The following is a 22,955-nucleotide window of genomic DNA, read 5'->3' as shown; positions in this document are numbered from 1 at the left end:
GTCCTAAAACGGCACTTCATCTTCCCCTGAAGTGCTCCAGTGTCCGCAGAGTCTACAAGCATGAGTGATCGGATCCACTGAGCGAGCTCGGCAAAAAGAACAAACTTCAGGCTCCGCTTCATTGCTTCCTTTTGGAGGAAACGCTCTCTTTGCCATGGCACTTGAAAGAGCTTGATTAGACCTTAGGAGGGCTTGCAATGTATCGTCTTTCCGCATGTGGTAGCCAAAGAAGTCGTAGTTCAATTCGGTTTTCGCGAAGTGAATTGTGAATTCAAGTGCTCTGCCAACAATTGCCTCAGCCTCTTGCTTTGTGGTGCTCCATGCGTAGTGTTCAATCGCATTTCGCGTTGCTCGAAGCGATCGAATTAGTTCAACATCGGCTGTCTCAAACCGCAAGCCACCGATGCTTGCCAATCTTGACATGGCAGCCTCGGCCGTAACGGTGCGAGCGTTAAGACTTGGGTACTTGTCCACGTTTTCCCAAATCAGGCAGGGATGGACACGCTTGAGGCGCTCTTTGAGGAGAAGTTCGACGCCGTGGGCAATAGACTGTACGGCTTGCTTTAATCGGCGGGGCTCAGATTGATTACCGCCCCATGCCACAAGCTCTATCGCCTGTTGAATCGAATCCTCTGCATTTGAAAGTAAGTCGAATTCGATTTTCATGGAGTGGTTTGCAAACATGCGCGTAATGCATGCGATATCAAGAAAGATGTTAGTGAATGCCGTGGCATTCTAGGTCGCTACCGAATCTAAAAAATGGCCGTCGCTAATTGAACCACTATGCCAAAGATTTTCCCTGCCTGATCGACCAAGTACGTGCCCGGGACAAGCTGCATTTAGTCACTCGTATGCCAAACTTCTATTGTGCGAAACCATAAACTCACGGCGACCTTAAGTCTTCTGGCCCACCTCGACGAGCCCAGCGAGTTTATCGAGTGCCCAGCGCCAGCCGATTTTTTTGTCGGCAAAAGTGGTGCCGGGCGGCAGCTTGTGGTGTACGCCGAGCACATCCGTGCCGCCGTGCCAGCGTGAATGGCTTGCGTGCGCCTGTCTCAGAAAATCATGGGGCATCCGCCTCTGTAGCCGCAAGGGGCCAGAGTAGCGCGGCAGAGCGCCAGCCGGGACCACTTTAACTGCTACTATTTCAATAGCTGTCTGCGACCGTACTGTATGGGCTAGAGTGGTATCTGACCGGAATTTCCGGCGGCTGCCGGTGCAGCGCGGGCCTCGGCAGGCCGTGGCAAAGCCGCACAATAGCGTCATGACCCTCACCGAACTCAAATACATCGTGGCCGTAGCCCGCGAAAAGCACTTTGGCAAGGGCGCCGAAGCCTGCCATGTCTCGCAGCCGACGCTTAGCGTGGCAATCAAGAAGCTGGAAGAAGAGTTGCAGGTCAAACTGTTTGAGCGCAACGCCAATGAAATCACCGTGACGCCGCTGGGTGAAGAGATCGTGCGCCAGGCGCAAAGCGTGCTGGAGCAGGCCGACAACATCCGTGAAATCGCCAAGCGCGGCAAAGACCCGCTGGCTGGCAGCCTGCGGTTGGGGGTGATCTACACGATTGGCCCTTACCTGCTGCCCGACCTGGTGCGCCAGGTGATTGCGCGCTCGCCGCAAATGCCGCTGATGCTGCAAGAAAACTTCACCGTCAAGCTGCTGGAGCAGCTGCGCACCGGTGAGATTGACTGCGCGATCTTGGCCGAGCCATTTCCTGATGCCAATCTGGCGATTGCGCCACTGTACGACGAACCTTTCATGGCGGCCGTGCCGAACAACCACGCACTCGCGGCGCGCAGCAGCGTCACGGCCGAAGAGCTCAAGCAGGAAACCATGCTGCTGCTGGGCACCGGCCACTGCTTTCGCGATCATGTACTGGAGGTCTGCCCCGAGTTCGCGCGGTTTTCCAGCAGTGCCGAGGGTATTCGCAAGAGTTTTGAAGGCTCGTCGCTGGAGACCATCAAGCACATGGTGGCCGCGGGCATGGGCATCACGCTGGTGCCGCGCTTGGGCGTGCCCAAAGAAGCGCTGGCCGCACCAATGGGCGCAAAAAAGTCCGGCAAAAGCAAAAACCCGGAATCGCCGTCGTCACCGTCGTTCATCAAATACCTGCCCTTCAAAGGACATGTGCCGAGCCGGCGCGTGGTGCTGGTCTGGCGCCGCAGTTTCACGCGTTACGAGGCTATTGCCGCGTTGCGCAACGCGGTTTATGCGTGCGAGTTGCCGGGCGTGACGCGGCTGTCTTGAGTTTGCGCCGCGTTTGGTACCGGCTTGCGGGCAATTATTATTAACGCTTTGATATAACGCCCATAGGCGGCGCCTATTGCCACTCCGGGTCTGTTTTCGTAAAGTTGTGGTTTAAATCCTGAAAGTAAATCCATGGACAAACCTATTGCAAAGACTTCTGGAAAAGCTGCCATTTCCATCAATATCGGCATCGGTGAAAAAGACCGTGCGGCGATCGCCCAGGGGCTCAGCCGCCTGCTGGCCGACAACTACACGCTGTACCTGACGACGCATAACTTTCACTGGAATGTGACCGGGCCGATGTTCAATACCCTGCACCAGATGTTCATGCTGCAGTACACCGAGCTGTGGGCCGCGGTGGATCCTGTTGCAGAACGCATCCGTGCACTGGGCCATGCAGCGCCGGGCTCCTATGCACAGTTCAGCCAGCTGGCCTCCGTGCCCGATGCGCCCGCCAGCCCCCCTAAGGCGCTGGAGATGGTGCGCATTCTGGTGCAGGGCCATGAGGCGGTTGCCCGCACCGCGCGTGAGCTGTTCCCCCTGGCCGACAAGGCGAACGACCAGCCGACCGCCGATTTGCTGACCCAGCGCCTGACCGTGCATGAGCAGACCGCCTGGATGCTGCGTTCATTGCTTGAAGAATAAACCTGCCGGGGACACGGACGCGCGCCGCGCCGTGCCGCCCCAAGCAAGCACAGCCCCTCTGGGGGACAGCGCAGCGCCCAAAGCGGCCAGCTTGGGGGGCACGGAATTTTCCGACGGGCCGCCCCTAGGAAAATTAGCCCCCTCGGGGGGCAGCGCATTACGCGAAGCGAAAAGCTTGGGGGCTCTCTACCTGCAACTGATCCGCTGGAACCGGCCGGCCGGCTGGTTGCTGCTGCTCTGGCCGACCTTGTCTGCGCTGTGGCTGGCCTCAAACGGATTTCCGGGCTGGCATTTGCTGCTGGTGTTTACATTGGGAACGTTTTTGATGCGCAGCGCCGGTTGCTGCATCAACGATGTGGCCGACCGCGAGTTTGACCGCCATGTCAAGCGCACCGCGCAGCGACCCGTGACGAGCGGCGCGCTATCGGTCAAAGAGGCTTTGGGGCTGGGCGCTCTGCTGGCGCTGCTGGCTTTCGGGCTGGTGCTGAGCACCAACGCGGTCACTATCGGCTGGTCATTTGTCGCTCTGGCCGTCACGCTGGCTTATCCCTATGCCAAGCGCTATGTGTCTATGCCGCAGGCGGTGCTGGGTGTGGCTTTCAGCTTTGGTATTCCGATGGCGTTTGCCGCCGTTCAGTCGCGCGTGCCGGCGCTGGCCTGGCTGATGCTGCTGGGCAACCTGTTCTGGGTGATTGCCTATGACACCGAATACGCCATGGTCGACCGAGACGACGACCTGAAAATCGGCATGAAGACCTCGGCGATCACGCTCGGGCGCTTTGATGTGGCCGGCGTTTTGCTGAGTTACCTCATTTACCTGTCAATTTGGGCTGTAGCTCTTATAAACCGGGCGCAACCAGCTATTGTTTTAATAGCACTCGGATTGGCCGGGCTGCAGGCGCTTTGGCACGGCTGGCTGATCCGCAAACGCCAGCGCGACGACTGCTTCAAAGCGTTTCGCCTCAATCACTGGCTGGGCCTCACGATGTTTGCCGGGATTGCCTTGTCTTATCTGGGGCGGTGAGCCATTCGCGCAAGCTGGCGCAGGACGCGAAAAAAGCCCGCATGCGGCGGGCTTTGCAAGAACTTCTGCTGACCTGCCGGGTGGGCCGGCCAGTGAATTATTGCTGGGTGCTGGCTACCTATCAGACAGCTTTTTTGGTCATCTTGTCTATGGCTATGGCTATGGCTTTGGCGCAATGCTTGATCTTGTGCTCGGCCTTCGCAGCTGCTGCCTTTACAGCAGGCGCGCCGGTTTGTGCCGATGCTGGAGAGGATGGACAGAAATTTTTTAATGATGAGTTCCAAATGTTGGAAATGTAGTTACGCCCGCGCCGCCAGAAAGCTTTTCAAAGGGCTGGTTACTCAACTGCGAAACGTACGTTTTTTTAATAGCGTGCCGCTTAGCCGGTCGATTGACAGCAAAATCGCAGCCTTAAATGCTATCTAAGTAGTAGCACGTTACGCCCGTACTGCATGGACTCAAGGCCTATTTGATACCTGAACGAATCAGCTGGCGCCAAATTCGTCGCCGAGTTCGCGGGCTCGCGCGCGTGCGGCGTGCATGGCGCGCATGAACTGCGTTTTGATGTCGTCCTGCTCCATAGATGCAAGCGCCGCGTAGGTGGTTCCGCCCTTGGAGGTTACGCGGGCTCGCAGCACTTCGGGTGGCTCTTGCGAGCCTTCGGCCAGCGCCGATGCACCGACAAAGGTCGCAACCGCCAGCTGATGGGCCTGTTCCCGACTCAGGCCCATGTCGGTTCCGGCCTGGACCATGGCCTCGATGAAATAAAACACATAGGCTGGCCCCGATCCCGAGAGCGCGGTCACGGCATCGAGCTGTTCTTCCTGCTCCAGCCATAAATACTCTCCGGTGGTCTGGATCACGCGCTCTACCGCCAGCCGGTCCGCAGCGGTCGCGGCCGGGCGGGCGAAGAGCGCTGTCATGCCTTTGCCAACCAGTGCCGGCGTATTGGGCATGGCGCGCACGACCCGCTGGGTGCCCAGCCAGGACGCAATGCTGTCCGAGCGGATGCCGGCCGCCACGCTCAGGTGCAGCGCCGCCCTGGAATGCGCGCGGGTTTGGGCTGCTGCCGCCCTGAAGGTCTGCGGCTTGACGGCCCAGACGACAAGGGTGGCGAGGTTCAGCGCGGCGTCCGGTGTTTCGTTAACGGTGACGCCAAATTGCTGCACCAGCCGGGCGCGCTGTTCGGCAAACGGCTCGACCACCTGAATCTGGCTGGGGGGGAGGCCGCGCTTGAGCAGGCCGCTGATGATGGCGCTGGCCATGTTGCCGCCCCCTATGAAGGCGATGTCTTGCTGGCCGCTGTCTGGTTGCGCTGTGGTCATGCCCGTCTTTCTGTTCAGGGGCGGCTTAAAAGCAGTCCGCCCAGCCCATGAATTGTCGTCCACGCGCGGGGTTGGCCTGAGGGATTGCTTCGGGCTTGTTCGGGCTGGCGGCGCCGGCGTAGTTATTGAAGCACCGTCTGGCGCACCGCATGTTCCCACTGCGCCATCAGCTCGGCCGCGCGCCCGGCGCCCAGAGTGGGAACAAAAGTCCGTTCGGCGCGCCACATGCTGGAGAGTTCGGCGGTGCTGCGGTAGACCCCGCTGGAGAGGCCGGCCAGGTAGGCGGCACCCAGGGCGGTGGTTTCCGTGACGGCCGGGCGAATCACCGGAATGCCCAGCAAGTCGGCCTGGAACTGCATCAGCAAGTCGTTGATGCAGGCGCCGCCGTCAACGCGCAGCTCGGCCACCGGCGCGGCGCCGGCGCTGACGGCATCACGGCTCATGGCCTGCAGCAGCGCGGCGCTCTGGTAGGCGATGCTTTCCAGCGCGGCGCGCGCAATGTGGGCGACGGTGGTGCCGCGCGTCAGCCCGGTAATCGTGCCGCGCGCGTCGGGCTTCCAGTAGGGCGCACCCAGGCCGGTGAAGGCGGGCACCAGCATCACGCCGCCCGAGTCGGGCACGCTGCGCGCCAGCGCCTCGACTTCGGCGCTGCCCTTGATGGCGTTCAGCCCGTCGCGCAGCCACTGCACCACCGCGCCGCCAACAAACACGCTGCCTTCCATGGCAAATTCGGCGCTGGCCGTGGTTTGCGCCGCACTGGTGGTGAGCAGGCCGTTGTGTGAGGTCTGGAATTGCGTGCCGGTATGCATCAGCATGAAGCAGCCGGTGCCATAGGTGTTTTTGGCCATGCCCGCGCTGAAGCAGGCCTGGCCGAACAGCGCGCTTTGCTGGTCGCCGGCTACACCGCCTATCGGTATGGCATGGCCCAGCAACTCGGCCCCGGCCTCGCCGTAATGCGCGCTGGACGGCATCACCTGGGGCATTAGCGACGGCGGGATGCCCAGCAAGTCCAGCAGTTCGGCGTCCCACTGGTTGCTGTGCACGTTGAACAGCATGGTGCGGGACGCGTTGCTGACGTCGGTGGCGTGCAGCGAGCCGCCCGTCAATTGCCACAGCAGCCAGCTGTCTATGGTGCCGAAGGCCAGTTCTCCGGCTTCGGCCTGCACGCGGGCGTCGGGCACGTTGTCGAGCAGCCACTTGAGCTTGGTGCCCGAAAAATAGGCGTCAATCAGCAGCCCGGTCCTGGACTGGATCAGCGCTTCGTGGCCCTGCTCGCGCAGCTGCGCGCAGGTGGCTTCGGCGCGCCGGTCTTGCCAGACGATGGCATTGTGGATGGGCTGGCCGGTCTTGCGGTGCCACAGCACCGTGGTTTCGCGCTGGTTGGTAATGCCCAGCGCCCGTATCGCGCTGGCTTGCAGCCCGGCCTTGGCCAGCGCCTGGCGGGCGGTGGCGAGCTGGCTGCGCCAGATTTCCAGCGGGTCGTGTTCGACCCACCCGGGCTTGGGGTAGATCTGCGGCAGCTCCTGCTGGGCCAGAGCGACAACGTGGCCCAGCTCGTCAAACACAATGCTTCGGCAACTGGAAGTGCCCTGGTCGAGGGCGAGCAGGTAAGTCATGGTGATTCGGTGACAGTTGGAAGGGCGCTGCCGCTTCAGGTTTCGGCAATGTCGCAGCGCACATTGGCTTCTTTTAGCAAGGCCGGGAAGGGCTCGGGCGGCGCCTGGTCGGTGAACAGCAGGTCTATTTGCGACAGCTGCGCCAACTCCACCATGGCGGGGCGATTAAATTTGCTGCTGTCGGCGGCCAGCCAGACCTCTCTGGCGTGCGCAATGATGGTCTGCGCCACCTTGACTTCGCGGTAGTCGAAGTCGCGCAGGGAGCCGTCGGACTCTATGCCGGAGATGCCGATGACGGCAATATCGACCCGGAACTGGCGCATGAAATCGACCGCGGCCTCGCCCACAATGCCGCGGTCGCGCGCCCGCACCACGCCGCCGGCCACGATGATTTCGCAATCGGTGTTGCTGCACAAAATATCGGCCACGTTCAGGTTGTTGGTGATGACGCGCAACCCTTTGTGCTGCAACAGCGCCTTGGCGACGGCCTCGGTGGTGGTGCCAATGTTGAGCATCAGCGAGCAGCCGTTGGGCACGCGCCTGGCCACCGCCCGGGCAATGCGCGCCTTGCTTTCGGCGTTCAGGCTTTCGCGCTGCCGGTACGCGATGTTCTCTACCGTGGAACTGGGCACCCGCACGCCGCCATGAAAACGGCTCAAGAGGCCAGCGTCAGCCAGACGCTGTACGTCGCGCCGCACGGTCTGCAGGGTCACGTCCAGCTGCTCGGCCAGCTGTTCGACGGATGCCGAACCATGGGCGCGCACGACCTCAAGAAGCTTGATTTGCCTGGGATTGGAGTTCACGCGGATTTGAGTGGAAAAGGTCCTTTTACTTTATATCGAAACAAAACGAAACTGCTAAGGGTAAACAATTAGGAGAAACAATCAAAAAGGAAGAAAAATGTAAAGATTCGAACTTTGGCGAAAGCCACGCGGGAAATCGCTTTGTTGAATAGTGCCCTTTTTTTACTTGCTGCGGTTTTGGCCTGTGCTGCCCAAGGGAGGCGTGATGCAGCTTGCGCTTGAGAACATCAGTAAAAAAGTGGGTGCGGAAGACTGGCTGTTCGAGCTGAGCCTGCTGCCGCGAAGCGGCGAGGTGACGGTGCTTCTTGGCGCGACGCAAGCCGGCAAGACCAGCCTGATGCGCATCATGGCCGGCCTCGATGTTCCGACGCTGGGCCGCGTACGGGTGGATGGCGTGGACGTGACGGGCACGCCGGTGCGTGAGCGCAATGTCGCCATGGTGTACCAGCAGTTCATCAATTACCCCTCGCTGAGGGTGGCCGACAACATTGGGTCGCCGCTTCGCTTGCGTGGCGAGAAAAACATAGACGACAAGGTGCGCAGCCTGGCCGCGCGGCTGCACATCGAGATGTTTCTCGATCGCTACCCGGCAGAACTTTCCGGCGGGCAGCAGCAGCGCGTTGCCCTGGCACGGGCGCTGGCCAAAGGCGCACCGCTGATGCTGCTCGATGAGCCGCTGGTGAATCTGGATTACAAATTACGTGAAGAGCTGCGCGAAGAATTGACGCAGCTGTTTTCCGCCGGCGACTCGACCGTGATTTATGCCACCACCGAGCCGGGCGAGGCCTTGCTGCTGGGCGGCTACACCGCCGTGATGGATGCGGGCGAGCTGCTGCAGTACGGGCCCACGGCGCAGGTGTTTCATGCGCCGCAGTCGCTGCGGGTGGCGCGGGCTTTCAGTGACCCGCCCATGAACCTGATCGCAGCGCTGCCGGCGGCGCAGGGCGTGCAGCTGGTGGGCGGGCCGGCCTTGTCGTTGCGCTTGCCGATGGCGCCTGAGCAACGATTGGCCAAGCTGACGGCAGCCGTGCGCGGCTCGGCGTTACGCGTTGCGGCGCATGCGGGCGACGTGGCGCTGCCCGGCAAGGTCGAGCTGGCCGAGATTTCCGGCTCCGACACCTTTGTGCACGTCGCAACCGCTGTGGGTGAACTGGTGGCGCAACTGACCGGTGTGCACTACTTTGATTTGGGCGCGCCGCTGACCTTGTATCTGGATGCCGCGCAGGCCTATGTGTTTGATGCCGGCGGCGCGTTGCTGGTGGCGCCCCAACGCCGCGCGGCGAAGGAGGTCAATGATGGCCCGTATTGATCTGGATCTGGCCCATGCCTACCGGCCCAATCCGCGCGACGATAGCGACTATGCGCTGCTGCCGCTGACCATGAGTTTTCGCGATGGCGGGGCTTACGCCTTGCTGGGTCCCTCAGGCTGCGGCAAGACCACGCTGCTCAACATCGTGTCGGGCCTGCTGGCGCCCTCGCAGGGCAGCGTCAGGTTTGACGGAGTGGACGTGACCCAAGCCACGCCGCAGCAGCGCAATATTGCCCAGGTCTTTCAGTTCCCGGTGATCTACGACACCATGACGGTGGCGGAAAACCTGGCCTTTCCGCTGCGCAACCGCAAGGTTCCGGAAGCCCAGATCAAAAAGCGCGTGGGCGAGATTGCCGAAATGCTCGACATGAGCGGCCAGCTGAACCAGCGCGCGTCAGGCCTGGCGGCGGACGCCAAACAGAAGATATCGCTGGGCCGCGGGCTGGTGCGTCCCGACGTGTCGGCCGTGCTGTTTGACGAGCCGCTGACGGTGATTGACCCACACTTGAAATGGAAGCTGCGGCGCAAGCTAAAGCAAATTCACCATGAACTCAAGCTCACGCTGATTTACGTGACGCACGACCAGGTCGAGGCGCTGACCTTCGCCGAAGAGGTGGTGGTGATGACGCGCGGCCGCGCCGTGCAGACCGGTTCAGCCGACGCGCTGTTTGAGCGGCCGCGCCATACCTTTGTCGGACATTTCATCGGTTCGCCCGGCATGAACTTTTTGCCTGGCAGCGTGACGGCGGGCGTACTGCGCGTGGCCGGCATCACTCTGGCTCTGCCGGCGGACCGCGCCGTGCCCGATGGCGATCTCAAGCTCGGCGTGCGGCCTGAATACGTGGTTCAGACTGCGCCCGCTGACCCGGCTGCGCTGCCGTTTCAGGTGACGCTGGTGCAGGACATTGGCACCCACATGATGCTGACCGCCACGCTGGGCGGGCATACGGTGAAGGCGCGGCTGCACCCGGCGGCCAGCCTGCCGCAAACGGGCGAGCAGGTCTGGCTGCGCATCATGGGACCGCACACCTGCCTGTATGTGAACGAAGAACTGGTGAGCGTATGAGTACGAACGCTGCGCAGAACCGCTTCAAGCAAGCAAACGCCCCCACGAGGGGCAATGCAGCCGCCTTGGCGGTAAACGTGGGGGCACCATGACCACCAAACCCGTGAACCAGAAGGCCTGGCTGCTGGTGCTGCCGGTCATCGTCTGCGTGGCGTTTTCCGCCATCTTGCCGCTCATGACGGTGGTCAATTACTCGGTGCAGGACATCATTTCACCGGAGCGGCGCGTGTTTGTTGGCACCGAATGGTTTGCCGCCGTGATGCGCGACGAAGATCTGCATGCCGCGTTGTGGCGCCAGCTGACATTTTCGCTGGCGGTGCTGGCCGTGGAAATTCCGCTGGGAATTGCGCTGGCACTGTCGATGCCGGCGCAGGGCTGGAAGGCGTCGCTGGTACTGGTGCTGGTGGCGCTGTCGCTGTTGATTCCGTGGAATGTGGTCGGGACGATCTGGCAAATCTACGCGCGGGCGGATATCGGGCTTCTTGGCGCCACGCTGCAGAAAATGGGCTTTGACTACAACTACACCGGCAACGCCGCCCATGCCTGGGTGACGGTGCTGATGATGGATATCTGGCACTGGACGCCGCTGGTGGCCTTGCTGTGTTACGCCGGGCTGCGCTCGATTCCGGATGCGTATTACCAAGCGGCGCGTATCGACGGAGCCAGCAAATTCGCGGTGTTTCGTTACATCCAACTGCCCAAGATGCGCGGTGTGCTGATGATTGCCGTGTTGCTGCGTTTCATGGACAGCTTCATGATTTACACCGAGCCCTTTGTGCTGACTGGCGGCGGGCCGGGCAATGCCACCACCTTCTTGTCGCAGTACCTCACGCAGAAGGCCGTGGGCCAGTTTGACCTGGGTCCTGCAGCGGCGTTCTCGCTGATCTACTTTCTGATCATTTTGCTGCTGTGCTTCATCCTTTACAACTGGATGCAGCGCGTTGGAACGCAAGAAAAGGAAGGCGAACAATGAGCGCCGCGCCGTCCCCTCGTTGGGCAGCAAACCAAAAAGCAGGAACCGGTACTGCCGCAGTCTGGAGCAAGTTGCCCTCGGGGAACCGGCTTTGCCGGGCCGCAGGCGGGGCGGTTCCCGCCGGGGGCAGAGAATCACACGAAGTGGGGAGCGTGGGGCATCATGACTAAGCCGAAATTCCAAGCACGCACGTTGTTTCTGATCGCCTACATCGTGTTTGCGCTCCTGCCCATCTACTGGATGGTCAACATGAGCTTTAAGACGAATGCTGAAATCCTTTCAAGCTTTGCGTTCTTTCCAAAAAATTTCACCTGGGATAATTACAAGACCATCTTCACCGACCCGTCCTGGTATTCGGGCTACATCAACAGCCTGATTTACGTGGCCATCAACACGGTGATTTCAGTCAGCGTCGCCCTGCCGGCCGCTTACGCGTTTTCGCGCTACAGCTTTCTGGGTGACAAGCATGTTTTTTTCTGGCTGTTAACCAACCGCATGACGCCGCCGGCGGTGTTCCTGCTGCCCTTTTTCCAGCTCTACACAACGGTCGGGCTGATGGACACGCATATTGCGGTGGCGTTGGCGCACTTGCTGTTCAACGTGCCGCTGGCGGTCTGGATTCTGGAGGGCTTCATGAGCGGAATTCCGCGCGAGATTGACGAGACGGCCTACATCGACGGCTACTCGTTTCCGGGGTTTTTTGTCCGGATTTTTCTGCCGTTGATCAAGGCCGGCGTCGGCGTCGCGGCGTTCTTTTGCTTCATGTTCAGCTGGGTTGAGTTGCTGCTGGCACGCACGCTGACCAGCGTCAACGCCAAACCCATCGTCGCCACCATGACGCGCACCGTCTCGGCCTCGGGCATGGACTGGGCCACGCTGGCGGCAGCCGGCGTGCTGACCATCGTGCCGGGCGCCATCGTGATTTGGTTTGTGCGCAACTACATCGCGAAGGGTTTCGCGATGGGCCGCGTGTAGGAGGGACTGAGCATGTTGGAGTGGATGGCTTGGACGACACCGGTGGCGGTATTTTTCAGCTGCATCGTTTTGATGCTGGTGGGCATGACGGTTTGGGAGCTGAAGTTGCCGACCCGTTTGCGCCGAGGTTTTTTGCCGCTGGATACCACGCGAGGAGACCGCCTCTTTATAGGCCTGCTGGGCGCAGCCTACGTGAACCTGATTTTTGTGGGCATCAGTGGCAAGCTGGCGGGCTGGCTGGGTCTTGCTGCAGACCCTTCCATCTGGATCAGTTTTGTGTTGTCGATGGCCTTGCTCGCATGGGTTATGCGCAAGGGCTAGATCGTCAAAATATTTGAAAAGGAACCCGGCTCGTTCTTCCCCCGAGCCGAATCAGCCTTCATCTACGGGGACTGAACCATTGAGGAGACAAGTCATGAAAATGTTCAATACACGTCGAACAGCGCTGGCACTGGCCGCCGCTTGTGCGATGGCCGGCCCCGGCTGGGCCGACGAGGCCGCGGCCAAGAAATGGATTGACAGCGAGTTCCAGCCGTCGACCTTAACCAAGGACCAGCAGCAGGCCGAAATGAAATGGTTCATCGACGCTGCCAAGAAACTTCAGGCCAAGGGCGTCAAGGAAATCTCGGTGGTGTCCGAGACCATCACCACCCACGAATACGAGTCAAAAACCCTGGCAAAGGCCTTTGGGGAAATAACCGGCATCAAGGTTAAACACGACATCATCCAGGAAGGGGACGTGGTCGAGAAGCTGCAGACCTCAATGCAATCGGGCAAGTCGATTTATGACGGCTGGATTTCGGACTCCGACCTGATCGGCACCCACTATCGCTACGGCAAGATACTTTCGCTGACCGATTACATGGCCGGCGTCGGCAAGGAATATACCAATCCAGGCCTTGATTTGAAGGACTTCATCGGCACCAGCTTCACCACGGCGCCCGATGGCAAGCTCTACCAGTTGCCCGACCAGCAATTTGCCAATCTGTACTGGTTTCGGGCCGACCTGTTTGCGCGCAAGGACCTGCAGGACAAGTTCAAGGCCAAGTACGGTTACGACTTGGGGGTGCCACTGAACTGGAGCGCTTACGAGGACATTGCCGAATTTTTCACCAATGATGTTAAGACGATTGACGGCAAACCCATCTACGGGCACATGGACTACGGCAAGAAAGACCCGTCTTTGGGCTGGCGTTTCACCGATGCCTGGCTGTCCATGGCCGGCACCGCCGACAAGGGCATCCCCAACGGCATGCCGGTGGACGAATGGGGCATTCGCGTGGCGGCTGACAAATGCACGCCAGTTGGCGCCTCGGTGTCACGCGGTGGCGCCACCAATTCGCCGGCGGCGGTTTATGCGCTGACCAAGTACGTCGATTGGATGAAAAAGTACGCGCCCAAGGAAGCTAACGGCATGACCTTCGGCGAAGCCGGGCCGGTGCCAGCGCAGGGGCAGATCGCCCAGCAGATCTTCTGGTACACCGCCTTCACTGCCGATATGACCAAGCCGGGTTTGCCGGTGGTCAATGCCGACGGCACGCCGAAGTGGCGCATGGCGCCCGGCCCGAATGGCCCCTACTGGAAGCAAGGCATGCAAAACGGCTACCAGGACGTTGGTTCATGGACCTTCTTTAAGGACCATGACCCCAACAAGGTGGCCGCTGCCTGGCTTTACGCGCAGTTCGTCACAGCCAAAACCGTGTCGGCCAAAAAATCGGTGGTCGGCCTGACCTTCATCCGCGACAGCGACATTCGCCATGAGTATTTCACCAAGAACGCCGCCAAGTACGGCGGGCTGGTCGAGTTTTACCGCAGCCCAGCGCGTGTGGCCTGGACGCCCACCGGCACTAACGTTCCCGACTATCCGAAGCTGGCGCAGCTCTGGTGGAAGAACGTCGCGCAGGCCGTGACGGGCGAGAAAACCCCGCAGGGTGCCATGGATACCCTGGCGGAGGAAATGGACCAGGTGATGGCCCGACTTGAGCGTGCTGGCATGGCCAAGTGCGCGCCCAAACTCAATCCTAAGGGGGACCCGGCCAAATACCTGAGTGACAAGGGCGCGCCTTGGGCCAAGCTGGCCAACGAGAAACCCAAAGGTGAAACCATCAACTACGACAAGTTGCTGCAGGCCTGGAAGGACGGAAAAGTCCGCTGAGTCGATGGGCCGTGCGGCGCCACTGCGTTCCGCGGCCCCCTTGTTGATTTATCCGGCCTGCCCCGCCCTGCGGCAGCCTTCGCCGCAGGGCGGGGCAGCGCTCTGTAGCCGAAATAGCTGAGGCGAGCGCAAGAGATTTTGAAGGTGGGTTTTATGAAAACGGACAATGAAGCCCATGATGACTGAAGCCCCGCCTGTTGCCACGCCGCGTCAGGAACTGACGGACCGGCTTTCGCAAGCGCGCCACTACGACGTGGCCGTTATCGGCGGCGGCGCAACCGGCCTGGGGGTGGCTCTGGACGCTGCCGCGCGCGGCTTTTCTGTGGTGTTGATCGAATCGCACGACTTCGCCAAAGGCACCTCGTCGCGCGCCACCAAACTGGTGCATGGCGGCGTGCGCTATCTGGCCCAGGGCAATATCTCACTGGTACGCGAGGCCTTGCGCGAACGCACCACGCTGCTTGCCAATGCGCCGCATTTGGCGCAGCCGCTGCCCTTTGTGATGCCCTCCTATAAGTTCTGGGAAGCGCCTTTTTATGGCGTGGGACTCAAGATGTATGACGCCCTGGCCGGCAAAGCCGGGCTGGGTCCCACGGAATTTTTGAACCGCAACGAAACCCTCGCATGTCTGCCCACGCTCCAGGCGCGAGGCCTCAAAGGTGGCGTCAAGTACTGGGACGGCCAGTTTGACGACGCGCGACTGGCGCTGGCACTGGCCCGCAGCGCAGCTCGGCAGGGCGCGCTGCTGGTCAACTACTGTGCTGCCACCGGGTTGATCCACGAAAACGGCAAACTGGTGGGACTTCACGCGCAAGACCAGGAAACCGGGCGTTTGTTTGTACTGAAGGCGAGTTGCGTGGTAAATGCAGCCGGCGTATGGGTCGATCAGTTGCGCATTCAAGACGGGCAGGCGCTAGGCCGCGAAACCGCAGCGATGGTCGCGCCCAGCCAGGGTGTGCATATAGTTGTGGATCGTTCCTTTTTGCCCACGGACCATGCGTTGCTGATTCCCAAGACGGCTGACGGCCGGGTGCTGTTTGCCGTGCCCTGGCTGGGCAAAATCATCCTGGGAACGACCGACACCCCGCGCCATGACCTGGCACGTGAGCCGCTGCCGTTCAAAGAGGAAGTTGACTTTATCCTGCGCGAATCGGCGCGTTACCTGAGTCGCGCGCCCGGCCCGGCCGATGTCAAGAGCATCTGGGTCGGGCTGCGGCCGTTGGTCAAGCCCCCCCAGGACGATGCCGGCAACACCCAGGCCCTGTCGCGCGAGCATACGGTGCTGGTTAGTAAAAGCGGGCTGGTCACCGTGACCGGCGGTAAATGGACCACTTACCGGGCCATGGCCGAGGATGTCATGGACAAGTGCTTTGCCGCAGGCTTGCTTCCTGCCCGGACAGGGGTGGAAACAAGTCAACTCAAATTGGTCGGTGCCTGCGCTTCAGACCGCAAACTCAGCGATGCGCCTGGACTTCATTTGTACGGCAGCGAAGCCGCGGCCGTGCTGAGCCTGCCGGGCGCCGCTTGCGAACTAGGCGGCGGCCTGACCGAGGCCATGGTGCGGTTTGCCGCGCGCTTTGAATATGCCCGTAGCGTCGAAGATGTGCTGGCGCGCCGCTCGCGACTGCTATTCCTGGATGCGGTGCTGGCCCGCTCGGTGGCGCCCGAAGTGGCGGTTTTGTTGCAACAAGAAAACGGGATTGATCCTCAATTGGAGGCTTTTTTGGCGCTTTGCGCGCAGTACCTCAGCCTGCCCGACTGAAATCTGCGCAGTCCCGGCGCTGCCTTCTACCGCTTAATCAGACGGAAAAGGCGGAACAAAGGGCCATGTCCGCTACTGTTTTTATAGCTACTTACGACCGTCAGTAAAGGGCTGGAAGCTGATTTAACAGGTAATTTCGACTTTGCGCCACGGTTCGTGTTGGCTGCAGGGACTGACTGGCTCGGTGCGCTGGCGGCAGCTCACCGTGCAGTTCTGACAAATAACCAGATTTTTTTACCGAGAGCAGTTGACACTACCTGCTGCTGTGGTAATAATAGAGGGCTTCGCTAGAAAAAGCGGGGACTTCTGCCCAGCGGAAGCATTGCAAGTGGTTTGCGGTGTGGACGACGGGCCCAAGACTGATTAGTTGGTGGTTTGCAATCAAAAGCTGGCCGCCCTCTGGTGCAAGTTGGGACTATATTAAATGATTCAAACGCAATCCAAACTCGATGTTGCCGACAACACGGGTGCTAAATCCGTGATGTGCATCAAGGTGCTGGGCGGATCCAAGCGCCGGTACGCCAGCGTCGGTGACGTCATCAAGGTCAGCATTAAAGAAGCCGCTCCCCGTGGCCGCGTCAAAAAAGGCGAGGTTTACAGTGCTGTGGTGGTTCGTACCGCCAAGGGCATCCGCCGCGGTGATGGCTCACTCGTCAAATTCGACGGCAACGCAGCAGTGTTGCTGAATGCCAAGCTCGAGCCTATCGGCACCCGCATCTTCGGACCAGTGACGCGCGAGTTGCGCACTGAAAAGTTCATGAAGATCGTGTCCCTGGCTCCTGAAGTTCTGTAAGGTCACGCTATGAACAAGATTCGCAAGGGCGACGAAGTCGTCGTGATCGCTGGCCGCGACAAAGGCAAGCGCGGCAAGATATCGTTGCGCAAAGACGATAGTTACGTACTGGTAGATGGGATTAACCTGGTGAAGAAACACACCAAGCCAAATCCGCTCAAAGGCACCACAGGCGGTATTGTCGAGAAAAGCATGCCGATTCATCAATCCAATGTGGCGATTTTCAACGCTGCAACGGGTAAGGCGGATCGTGTGGGTATCAAGCTCCTGACTGACGGCAAAAAAGTGCGCGTCTTCAAGTCCAGTGGCGACGAAATTAAGGCTGCATGAGTATGGCAAAAACAGCACCGACACAAGCTCCCTCGCAGGCTCGCCTGCAGGCGCAGTTTCGCGAAAAAATCGCGCCGGCCCTGATTGAAAAATTTGGCTACAAATCGCCGATGCAGGTTCCTCGCATTACTAAGATCACGCTCAACATGGGTGTGAGCGAAGCGGTTGCAGATAAGAAGGTCATGGACAGTGCAGTTGGCGACATGGCCAAGATTGCCGGCCAGAAACCTGTTGTGACTAAGGCTAAAAAGGCTATCGCCGGATTTAAGATCCGCGAAGATCTGCCTATCGGCTGTATGGTGACGCTGCGCGGCGTGAAGATGTATGAGTTCCTTGATCGCTTCGTGACCGTGGCCCTGCCGCGCGTTCGTGACTTTCGTGGTATTTCAGGTCGGGCCTTTGATGGCCGCGGGAACTACAACATCGGCGTGAAAGAGCAGATCATTTTCCCTGAAATTGAGTACGACAAGGTTGACGCCCTGCGCGGTCTCAATGTCAGCATTACCACAACGGCCAAGACCGATGAAGAGTGCAAAGCGCTTCTCACCGCCTTCCGTTTTCCGTTCAAGAACTGAGGCGGGCATGGCAAAACAAGCTTTACTGCAACGAGAACTGAAGCGCGACAAGCTCGTGGCCAAGTTCGCCAAGAAACACGCCGAACTTAAGGCAACCTCCAATGATGCCAAACGCTCCGATGAAGAGCGCACACTGGCCCGCCTGGAGTTGCAAAAGTTGCCCCGCAATGCTAACCCCACTCGTCAGCGTAACCGCTGCGCGATCACGGGTCGCCCGCGCGGGACGTTCCGGCAATTCGGCTTGGCTCGCGCCAAGATTCGTGAGTTGGCTTTTGCTGGTGATATCCCTGGTATCACCAAGGCAAGCTGGTAAGCTGTAGGAGAACCGCAAATGAGTATGAGTGATCCTATCGCCGACATGCTGACACGCATCCGGAATGCACAAATGGTTGAAAAAGCCGTGGTGCTGGTGCCGTCTTCAAAAGTTAAAGTTGCTATCGCGCAGGTTTTGAAGGACGAGGGCTATATCGATGGCTTCTCAGTCAAAGCCAACGATGGCAAGCCCCAACTGGAAATCGCCCTGAAGTATTACGCAGGTCGCCCTGTGATTGAGCGCATTGAGCGCGTTAGTCGCCCGGGCCTGCGTGTTTACAAAGGTCATGGCGCCATTCCCCAGGTCATGAACGGCCTTGGTGTGGCAATTGTCACGACGCCGCAGGGTGTCATGACGGACCGCAAGGCGCGCGCTACCGGTATCGGTGGTGAAGTGCTGTGCTACGTGGCTTAACGCGGCATTGAGGAGAAACTAAAATGTCCCGTGTAGGAAAAATGCCGATTACCGTACCGCAAGGTGTGGATGTGGCAATCAAAGACGACCAGATCAATGTCAAAGGCGCCTTGGGCGCCTTGGCGCTGACGCAAAATGCGCTTGTCAGCATCAAAAGTGATGGCGGCAAACTTACTTTTGCGCCTGCCAACGATTCGCGAGAAGCCAATGCCATGAGTGGCACGATACGTCAACTTGTGAACAACATGGTTACCGGTGTAACTAAGGGCTTTGAGAAAAAGCTCTATCTGGTTGGTGTGGGTTTTAAGGCCCAGGCCCAAGGCGCCAAGCTCAACTTGACGGTGGGCTACTCCCATCCTGTGGTGCTGGATATGCCAGCCGGTATTAAGGTGGAAACCCCAACACCTACCGAAGTAGTGATCAAGGGTTCCGATCGTCAACGTGTGGGACAGATTGCTGCCGAAGTGCGTGCGGTCCGCCCCCCCGAGCCCTACAAAGGCAAGGGCATCCGGTATTCGGATGAAAAAATCACGATCAAAGAAACCAAGAAGAAATAAGGAGCTGCATCATGTTGACCAAAAAAGAGCAGCGCCTTCGCCGTTCACGTCAGACCAGAATTCGTATCGCCACGCAAGGTGTTGCCCGTCTGACCGTGAATCGCACCAATCTGCATATTTACGCCAGTGTTATTTCTGGCGACGGCACCAAAGTTCTGGCAGCTGCATCCACCGCGGAAGTGGAAGTGCGCAAGGAATTTGGCACCTCCGGTAAAGGTGGAAATGTTGCTGCTGCGCAGGCCATTGGCAAGCGCATTGCTGAAAAGGCAAAAGCTGCAGGTGTAGAAAAAGTGGCGTTTGATCGCGCCGGTTTTGCGTACCATGGCCGCGTCAAAGCGCTGGCTGATGCGGCTCGCGAAGCTGGTTTGCAGTTCTAAGCAGACTGGAATTAAGTATGGCTAAGTTTCAAGCAAAATCGCAAAACGACGCTCCAGACGATGGTCTGAAGGAAAAAATGATCGCGGTCAACCGCGTAACCAAAGTGGTGAAGGGTGGCCGTATTCTCGGTTTCGCCGCACTGACGGTGGTGGGTGACGGCGATGGCCGCGTTGGCATGGGCAAAGGCAAGTCAAAAGAAGTGCCTGCAGCCGTTCAAAAGGCCATGGAAGAAGCGCGTCGCAACATGACCAAGGTGTCCTTGAAGAACGGCACTATCCATCACAATGTATTTGGTCACCACGGTGCCGCCAACGTCATGATGGCGCCGGCCCCCAAGGGTACCGGCATCATTGCTGGCGGTCCGATGCGGGCTGTTTTTGAAGTGATGGGAATTACCGATATCGTTGCTAAAAGCCACGGTTCGAGCAACCCTTACAACATGGTGCGAGCCACGATGGATGCTTTGAATAATTCCACTACAGCGTCCGAAATCGCGGCCAAGCGTGGCAAATCTGTCGAAGAAATCTTCGGCTCAGGCGGGCACTGAAATGACCATTGAAACCAAAGTGAAAGTTCAGTTGATTCGCAGCCCGATTGGCACCAAGGAATCACACCGCGCCACCGTGCGTGGTTTGGGTTTGCGTGGCATCAACAGCGTCAGCGAATTGCAGGACACGCCCGCAGTGCGCGGCATGATCAACAAGATCAGTTATCTGGTCAAGGTTATCTGAGCGGAGACTCATCATGGAATTGAACGGAATCAAGCCTGCCGAAGGCGCAAAACATGCCAAGCGACGCGTCGGTCGCGGCATCGGTTCGGGCCTGGGTAAAACAGCAGGACGCGGTCACAAAGGCCAAAAGTCCCGTGCTGGCGGTTACCACAAGGTCGGCTTCGAGGGCGGTCAGATGCCTATGCAGCGCCGCTTGCCCAAGCGCGGTTTCAAGTCGCATCTACTTAAATTTAATGCTGAGATCACCCTCACGGCTTTAGAGCAGTTGGGCTTGGCAGAAGTGAATCTACTCACGCTGAAACAGTCCGGCCTGGTGGGCCAGCTGGCGAGGAATGTCAAAGTCATAAAGACAGGAACCTTGTCCAAAGCAGTCAAACTAAATGGCATTTCCGCAACGGCAGGAGCCAAGACTCTCATTGAAGCCGCTGGCGGCTCCATTGCGTAATTCCTAACCGGACCAATCAGTGGCAACCAACTCGGCTCAAATTGCAAAAACCGGTAAGTACGGTGACCTGCGCAACAGGCTAGTGTTTTTGCTGCTGGCTCTAGTGGTGTACCGCGTCGGTGCCCACATTCCAGTTCCGGGTATCGATCCCGGCCAGCTGAAAGAGTTGTTCAAAGGCCAGCAAGGCGGCATATTGAATCTGTTCAATATGTTTTCTGGTGGTGCCTTGTCGAGATTTACGGTGTTTGCCTTGGGCATCATGCCGTATATCTCTGCTTCCATCATCATGCAACTGCTCACTTATGTTGTCCCAACATTCGAGCAGATGAAAAAAGAAGGTGAAAGCGGTCGTCGTAAGATTACGCAATATACGCGTTACGGAACGCTGGGGTTGGCTTTGTTTCAGTCAATGGGTATTGCGGTGGCGCTGGAAAGCTCGCCGGGTCTGGTTCTTGTCCCTGGTTTTGGATTCAGGATGACGGCGGTGTTCAGCCTGACGGCCGGTACAATGTTTTTGATGTGGCTGGGTGAACAGATCACCGAGCGGGGTTTGGGTAATGGTATTTCGATATTGATCTTTGCGGGTATTGCGGCTGGTTTGCCCAGTGCCATGGGCGGTTTGCTCGAGCTGGTACGTACCGGGGCGATGAGTATCCTTATCGCAATAGTGATCGTTGCTGTCGTTGTGCTGGTGACTTACTTTGTGGTGTTTGTTGAGCGGGGGCAACGCAAGATTTTGGTGAATTACGCCCGGCGCCAAGTGGGCAATAAAGTGTACGGCGGACAATCTTCGCATTTGCCGCTCAAGCTGAATATGGCTGGTGTAATTCCACCCATCTTCGCATCGTCCATTATTTTGTTACCGGCGACCGTGGTGGGTTGGTTCAGCACGGGTGAGAGCATGCGTTGGCTGAAAGATATCGCCGGTACGCTTACGCCGGGTCAACCTATTTACGTGATGCTGTATGCCAGCGCGATTGTATTTTTCTGCTTTTTCTACACGGCGCTGGTCTTTAACAGCCGGGAAACGGCAGACAACCTGAAGAAGAGCGGCGCGTTCATTCCCGGAATACGTCCTGGCGACCAGACGGCGCGTTACATAGACAAGATTTTGGTGCGTTTGACGCTCGCCGGTGCGGTCTACATCACCTTTGTGTGTTTATTGCCTGAATTCCTGATTTTGAAGTACAACGTACCGTTTTACTTTGGTGGGACATCGTTGATGATTATTGTGGTGGTCACCATGGACTTTATGGCACAGGTACAGAATTACATGATGTCGCAACAGTATGAGTCGTTGCTGAAAAAGGCGAATTTTAAGACGTCGTTGGGCAGCTGAAGGAACATTTAAAGACGATGTGTTCTAAACGTAAGGGGCGTATACAGACCCCCGAATGGAACTTTTCAGGTCAAACTGAAAAACGGACATGTTGTGCTGGGATACATATCAGGAAAAATGAGTGCTCACTACATTCGCAATCTTCCTGGTGGTAAGGTGAAGGTTGAATTAACATCCTACAATTTATCGCGTGCACGGATTGTGATTCGTGCTTAGTAGGCACAGAGTAAAAGTTTAGGAGAAAGAAATGAGAGTTTCAGCTTCGGTTAAAAAAATTTGCCGCAACTGTAAAATTATCCGCCGCAAGGGTGTTGTACGCGTGATCTGCACAGATCCACGTCACAAGCAGCGCCAAGGCTGATTTTCAAGAGATTTAGAGGACGCACATGGCTCGTATCGCTGGTATCAATATTCCGCCGCAGAAGCACGCCGAAATCGGCTTGACTGCAATCTTTGGCATAGGTCGCACACGCGCGCGCAAAATTTGCGAGGCATGTGAGATCGATTACGCCAAAAAAGTCAAAGATCTGACTGATGGTGATCTGGAGAAGATCCGTGATCAGATCGCCCTTTTTACCATTGAAGGTGATCTGCGTCGCGAAACCACGATGAACATCAAGCGTTTGATGGATATCGGCTGCTATCGCGGTTTCCGTCATCGTCGTGGCCTGCCAGTGCGAGGTCAGCGCACCAGGACCAACGCCCGCACCCGCAAGGGTCCGCGTAAAGCAGCTGCTTCTTTGAAGAAATAATTGAGAGGTCGTAATGGCAAAATCACCAAGCAATAACGCAGCTCAGCGCGTTCGAAAAAAAGTACGCAAGAACGTGGCGGACGGCATCGCTCACGTTCACGCTTCTTTTAACAACACGATCATCACGATTACGGACCGTCAGGGCAATGCTTTGTCATGGGCCTCTTCCGGTGGTCAAGGTTTTAAGGGCTCACGCAAGTCAACTCCTTTTGCGGCCCAAGTGGCTTCGGAAGTCGCTGGTCGTGCAGCCATTGAGCAGGGTATCAAGAACCTTGATGTTGAAATCAAGGGGCCCGGTCCAGGACGCGAATCGTCCGTGCGGGCGCTAGGTGCGCTTGGTATTCGAATCAATTCGATCGCAGACGTCACGCCGGTGCCGCATAACGGCTGCCGCCCTCAAAAGCGTCGTCGCATTTAATCGCGCTGT

The 22,955-nt window shown here is 58.4% G+C and carries 30 protein-coding genes and 1 pseudogene; 26 read left to right on the top strand and 5 right to left on the bottom strand.

The annotated features are described in order from the left end of the window. Positions 1 to 3: 3 nt before the first annotated feature. Both HHJ18_RS05515 and HHJ18_RS05510 read right to left on the bottom strand, forming a co-directional pair. Positions 4 to 666 carry a hypothetical protein gene (locus HHJ18_RS05515; protein WP_296912422.1) on the bottom strand — a complete coding sequence of 221 codons (663 nt, stop codon included), beginning with the start codon at positions 664 to 666 and terminating at the stop codon, positions 4 to 6. 228 nt (positions 667 to 894) lie between these two features. After that, a complete protein-coding gene (locus HHJ18_RS05510; protein ID WP_296912420.1) occupies positions 895 to 1,074 on the bottom strand; it encodes a hypothetical protein in 180 nt (59 codons plus the stop codon). 190 nt (positions 1,075 to 1,264) lie between these two features. Here HHJ18_RS05510 and HHJ18_RS05505 point away from each other — a divergent pair, with 190 nt between their 5' ends. The 4 genes from HHJ18_RS05505 to HHJ18_RS05490 all read left to right on the top strand — a co-directional run bounded on the left by HHJ18_RS05505 (position 1,265) and on the right by HHJ18_RS05490 (position 4,216). After that, positions 1,265 to 2,248, top strand: coding sequence for a LysR substrate-binding domain-containing protein (locus HHJ18_RS05505; protein WP_296912418.1), 984 nt, complete (start codon positions 1,265 to 1,267; stop codon positions 2,246 to 2,248). Positions 2,249 to 2,380: 132 nt separating this feature from the next. Next, the gene (locus HHJ18_RS05500) at positions 2,381 to 2,893 is read left to right on the top strand and encodes a Dps family protein (protein WP_296912415.1); all 513 of its coding nucleotides are present in this window, start codon (positions 2,381 to 2,383) and stop codon (positions 2,891 to 2,893) included. A gap of 175 nt (positions 2,894 to 3,068) precedes the next feature. Further along, positions 3,069 to 3,917: a 4-hydroxybenzoate octaprenyltransferase gene (gene ubiA, locus HHJ18_RS05495; RefSeq protein WP_296912412.1), complete on the top strand. Its 849-nt coding sequence runs from the start codon at positions 3,069 to 3,071 to the stop codon at positions 3,915 to 3,917. Further along, positions 3,914 to 4,216, top strand: a complete 303-nt coding sequence (locus HHJ18_RS05490; protein ID WP_296912411.1) for a hypothetical protein — start codon at positions 3,914 to 3,916, stop codon at positions 4,214 to 4,216. Before ubiA ends, HHJ18_RS05490 begins: the two co-directional genes overlap by 4 nt. Before the next feature lie 186 nt (positions 4,217 to 4,402). On the opposite strand, the gene proC is transcribed toward HHJ18_RS05490, so the two are convergent. The 3 genes from proC to HHJ18_RS05475 form a co-directional block, all read right to left on the bottom strand. Then, entirely contained in the window at positions 4,403 to 5,242 is an 840-nt protein-coding gene (proC, locus tag HHJ18_RS05485; RefSeq protein ID WP_296912408.1) for a pyrroline-5-carboxylate reductase, read from the bottom strand. A 122-nt stretch (positions 5,243 to 5,364) separates the two neighbouring features. Continuing rightward, complete coding sequence (gene glpK / locus HHJ18_RS05480) at positions 5,365 to 6,858, bottom strand: glycerol kinase GlpK (protein WP_296912405.1); 1,494 nt, start codon at positions 6,856 to 6,858, stop codon at positions 5,365 to 5,367. A 35-nt stretch (positions 6,859 to 6,893) separates the two neighbouring features. Beyond that, the gene (locus HHJ18_RS05475) at positions 6,894 to 7,661 is read right to left on the bottom strand and encodes a DeoR/GlpR family DNA-binding transcription regulator (protein WP_296912403.1); all 768 of its coding nucleotides are present in this window, start codon (positions 7,659 to 7,661) and stop codon (positions 6,894 to 6,896) included. Positions 7,662 to 7,866: 205 nt separating this feature from the next. Here HHJ18_RS05475 and HHJ18_RS05470 point away from each other — a divergent pair, with 205 nt between their 5' ends. The 22 genes and pseudogenes from HHJ18_RS05470 (at position 7,867) to rpsK (ending at position 22,946) form a co-directional block, all read left to right on the top strand. Then, positions 7,867 to 8,970: an ABC transporter ATP-binding protein gene (locus tag HHJ18_RS05470; RefSeq protein ID WP_296912401.1), complete on the top strand. Its 1,104-nt coding sequence runs from the start codon at positions 7,867 to 7,869 to the stop codon at positions 8,968 to 8,970. Next, positions 8,957 to 10,036, top strand: coding sequence for an ABC transporter ATP-binding protein (locus tag HHJ18_RS05465; protein ID WP_296912397.1), 1,080 nt, complete (start codon positions 8,957 to 8,959; stop codon positions 10,034 to 10,036). Before HHJ18_RS05470 ends, HHJ18_RS05465 begins: the two co-directional genes overlap by 14 nt. Before the next feature lie 88 nt (positions 10,037 to 10,124). After that, entirely contained in the window at positions 10,125 to 11,009 is an 885-nt protein-coding gene (locus HHJ18_RS05460) for a sugar ABC transporter permease (protein WP_296912394.1), read from the top strand. Between the two features lie 162 nt (positions 11,010 to 11,171). Further along, positions 11,172 to 11,984: a carbohydrate ABC transporter permease gene (locus HHJ18_RS05455; protein WP_296912392.1), complete on the top strand. Its 813-nt coding sequence runs from the start codon at positions 11,172 to 11,174 to the stop codon at positions 11,982 to 11,984. 12 nt (positions 11,985 to 11,996) lie between these two features. Beyond that, positions 11,997 to 12,305 carry a DUF2160 domain-containing protein gene (locus tag HHJ18_RS05450; RefSeq protein WP_296912389.1) on the top strand — a complete coding sequence of 103 codons (309 nt, stop codon included), beginning with the start codon at positions 11,997 to 11,999 and terminating at the stop codon, positions 12,303 to 12,305. A gap of 94 nt (positions 12,306 to 12,399) precedes the next feature. Next, complete coding sequence (locus HHJ18_RS05445; RefSeq protein WP_296912387.1) at positions 12,400 to 14,139, top strand: ABC transporter substrate-binding protein; 1,740 nt, start codon at positions 12,400 to 12,402, stop codon at positions 14,137 to 14,139. Between the two features lie 175 nt (positions 14,140 to 14,314). Then, entirely contained in the window at positions 14,315 to 15,901 is a 1,587-nt protein-coding gene (locus HHJ18_RS05440; protein WP_296912385.1) for a glycerol-3-phosphate dehydrogenase/oxidase, read from the top strand. Positions 15,902 to 16,325: 424 nt separating this feature from the next. Next, positions 16,326 to 16,694 carry a 50S ribosomal protein L14 gene (rplN, locus tag HHJ18_RS05435; protein ID WP_007869247.1) on the top strand — a complete coding sequence of 123 codons (369 nt, stop codon included), beginning with the start codon at positions 16,326 to 16,328 and terminating at the stop codon, positions 16,692 to 16,694. 9 nt (positions 16,695 to 16,703) lie between these two features. After that, on the top strand, positions 16,704 to 17,024 hold the full coding sequence (gene rplX / locus HHJ18_RS05430) for a 50S ribosomal protein L24 (protein WP_296912382.1): 321 nt from the start codon (positions 16,704 to 16,706) through the stop codon (positions 17,022 to 17,024). Positions 17,025 to 17,026: 2 nt separating this feature from the next. Further along, positions 17,027 to 17,599, top strand: coding sequence for a 50S ribosomal protein L5 (gene rplE / locus HHJ18_RS05425; protein ID WP_296912648.1), 573 nt, complete (start codon positions 17,027 to 17,029; stop codon positions 17,597 to 17,599). A gap of 7 nt (positions 17,600 to 17,606) precedes the next feature. Continuing rightward, positions 17,607 to 17,912 (top strand): 30S ribosomal protein S14, encoded by a 306-nt coding sequence (rpsN, locus tag HHJ18_RS05420; RefSeq protein ID WP_296912378.1) that lies wholly within the window; start codon positions 17,607 to 17,609, stop codon positions 17,910 to 17,912. Between the two features lie 18 nt (positions 17,913 to 17,930). Beyond that, positions 17,931 to 18,326: a 30S ribosomal protein S8 gene (rpsH, locus tag HHJ18_RS05415; protein ID WP_296912375.1), complete on the top strand. Its 396-nt coding sequence runs from the start codon at positions 17,931 to 17,933 to the stop codon at positions 18,324 to 18,326. A 23-nt stretch (positions 18,327 to 18,349) separates the two neighbouring features. Next, on the top strand, positions 18,350 to 18,883 hold the full coding sequence (gene rplF, locus HHJ18_RS05410; RefSeq protein ID WP_296912372.1) for a 50S ribosomal protein L6: 534 nt from the start codon (positions 18,350 to 18,352) through the stop codon (positions 18,881 to 18,883). 11 nt (positions 18,884 to 18,894) lie between these two features. Then, on the top strand, positions 18,895 to 19,260 hold the full coding sequence (rplR, locus tag HHJ18_RS05405) for a 50S ribosomal protein L18 (RefSeq protein WP_296912369.1): 366 nt from the start codon (positions 18,895 to 18,897) through the stop codon (positions 19,258 to 19,260). Between the two features lie 17 nt (positions 19,261 to 19,277). Beyond that, a complete protein-coding gene (gene rpsE / locus HHJ18_RS05400) occupies positions 19,278 to 19,808 on the top strand; it encodes a 30S ribosomal protein S5 (RefSeq protein ID WP_296912367.1) in 531 nt (176 codons plus the stop codon). A 1-nt stretch (position 19,809) separates the two neighbouring features. Beyond that, complete coding sequence (gene rpmD, locus HHJ18_RS05395) at positions 19,810 to 19,992, top strand: 50S ribosomal protein L30 (RefSeq protein WP_293470186.1); 183 nt, start codon at positions 19,810 to 19,812, stop codon at positions 19,990 to 19,992. Between the two features lie 13 nt (positions 19,993 to 20,005). Beyond that, positions 20,006 to 20,437 carry a 50S ribosomal protein L15 gene (gene rplO / locus HHJ18_RS05390; protein WP_296912365.1) on the top strand — a complete coding sequence of 144 codons (432 nt, stop codon included), beginning with the start codon at positions 20,006 to 20,008 and terminating at the stop codon, positions 20,435 to 20,437. A gap of 19 nt (positions 20,438 to 20,456) precedes the next feature. Continuing rightward, positions 20,457 to 21,776, top strand: a complete 1,320-nt coding sequence (secY, locus tag HHJ18_RS05385) for a preprotein translocase subunit SecY (protein ID WP_296912363.1) — start codon at positions 20,457 to 20,459, stop codon at positions 21,774 to 21,776. Between the two features lie 51 nt (positions 21,777 to 21,827). Then, a pseudogene (gene infA / locus HHJ18_RS05380) lies at positions 21,828 to 21,992 on the top strand (translation initiation factor IF-1); the annotation flags it as partial. A gap of 31 nt (positions 21,993 to 22,023) precedes the next feature. Next, on the top strand, positions 22,024 to 22,137 hold the full coding sequence (gene rpmJ / locus HHJ18_RS05375) for a 50S ribosomal protein L36 (RefSeq protein ID WP_011481465.1): 114 nt from the start codon (positions 22,024 to 22,026) through the stop codon (positions 22,135 to 22,137). Positions 22,138 to 22,162: 25 nt separating this feature from the next. Beyond that, entirely contained in the window at positions 22,163 to 22,528 is a 366-nt protein-coding gene (gene rpsM, locus HHJ18_RS05370) for a 30S ribosomal protein S13 (RefSeq protein WP_296912359.1), read from the top strand. A 13-nt stretch (positions 22,529 to 22,541) separates the two neighbouring features. Next, positions 22,542 to 22,946, top strand: a complete 405-nt coding sequence (gene rpsK, locus HHJ18_RS05365; RefSeq protein WP_007869288.1) for a 30S ribosomal protein S11 — start codon at positions 22,542 to 22,544, stop codon at positions 22,944 to 22,946. The last annotated feature ends 9 nt before the right edge of the window (positions 22,947 to 22,955 follow it).

Origin of the sequence: Polaromonas sp., from assembly GCF_012927455.1 — a bacterium.
Classification (GTDB): domain Bacteria; phylum Pseudomonadota; class Gammaproteobacteria; order Burkholderiales; family Burkholderiaceae_C; genus Polaromonas.
The sequence above is the reverse complement of the archived record's forward strand: the minus strand, read 5'-3'. Positions and strand labels throughout refer to the sequence as shown.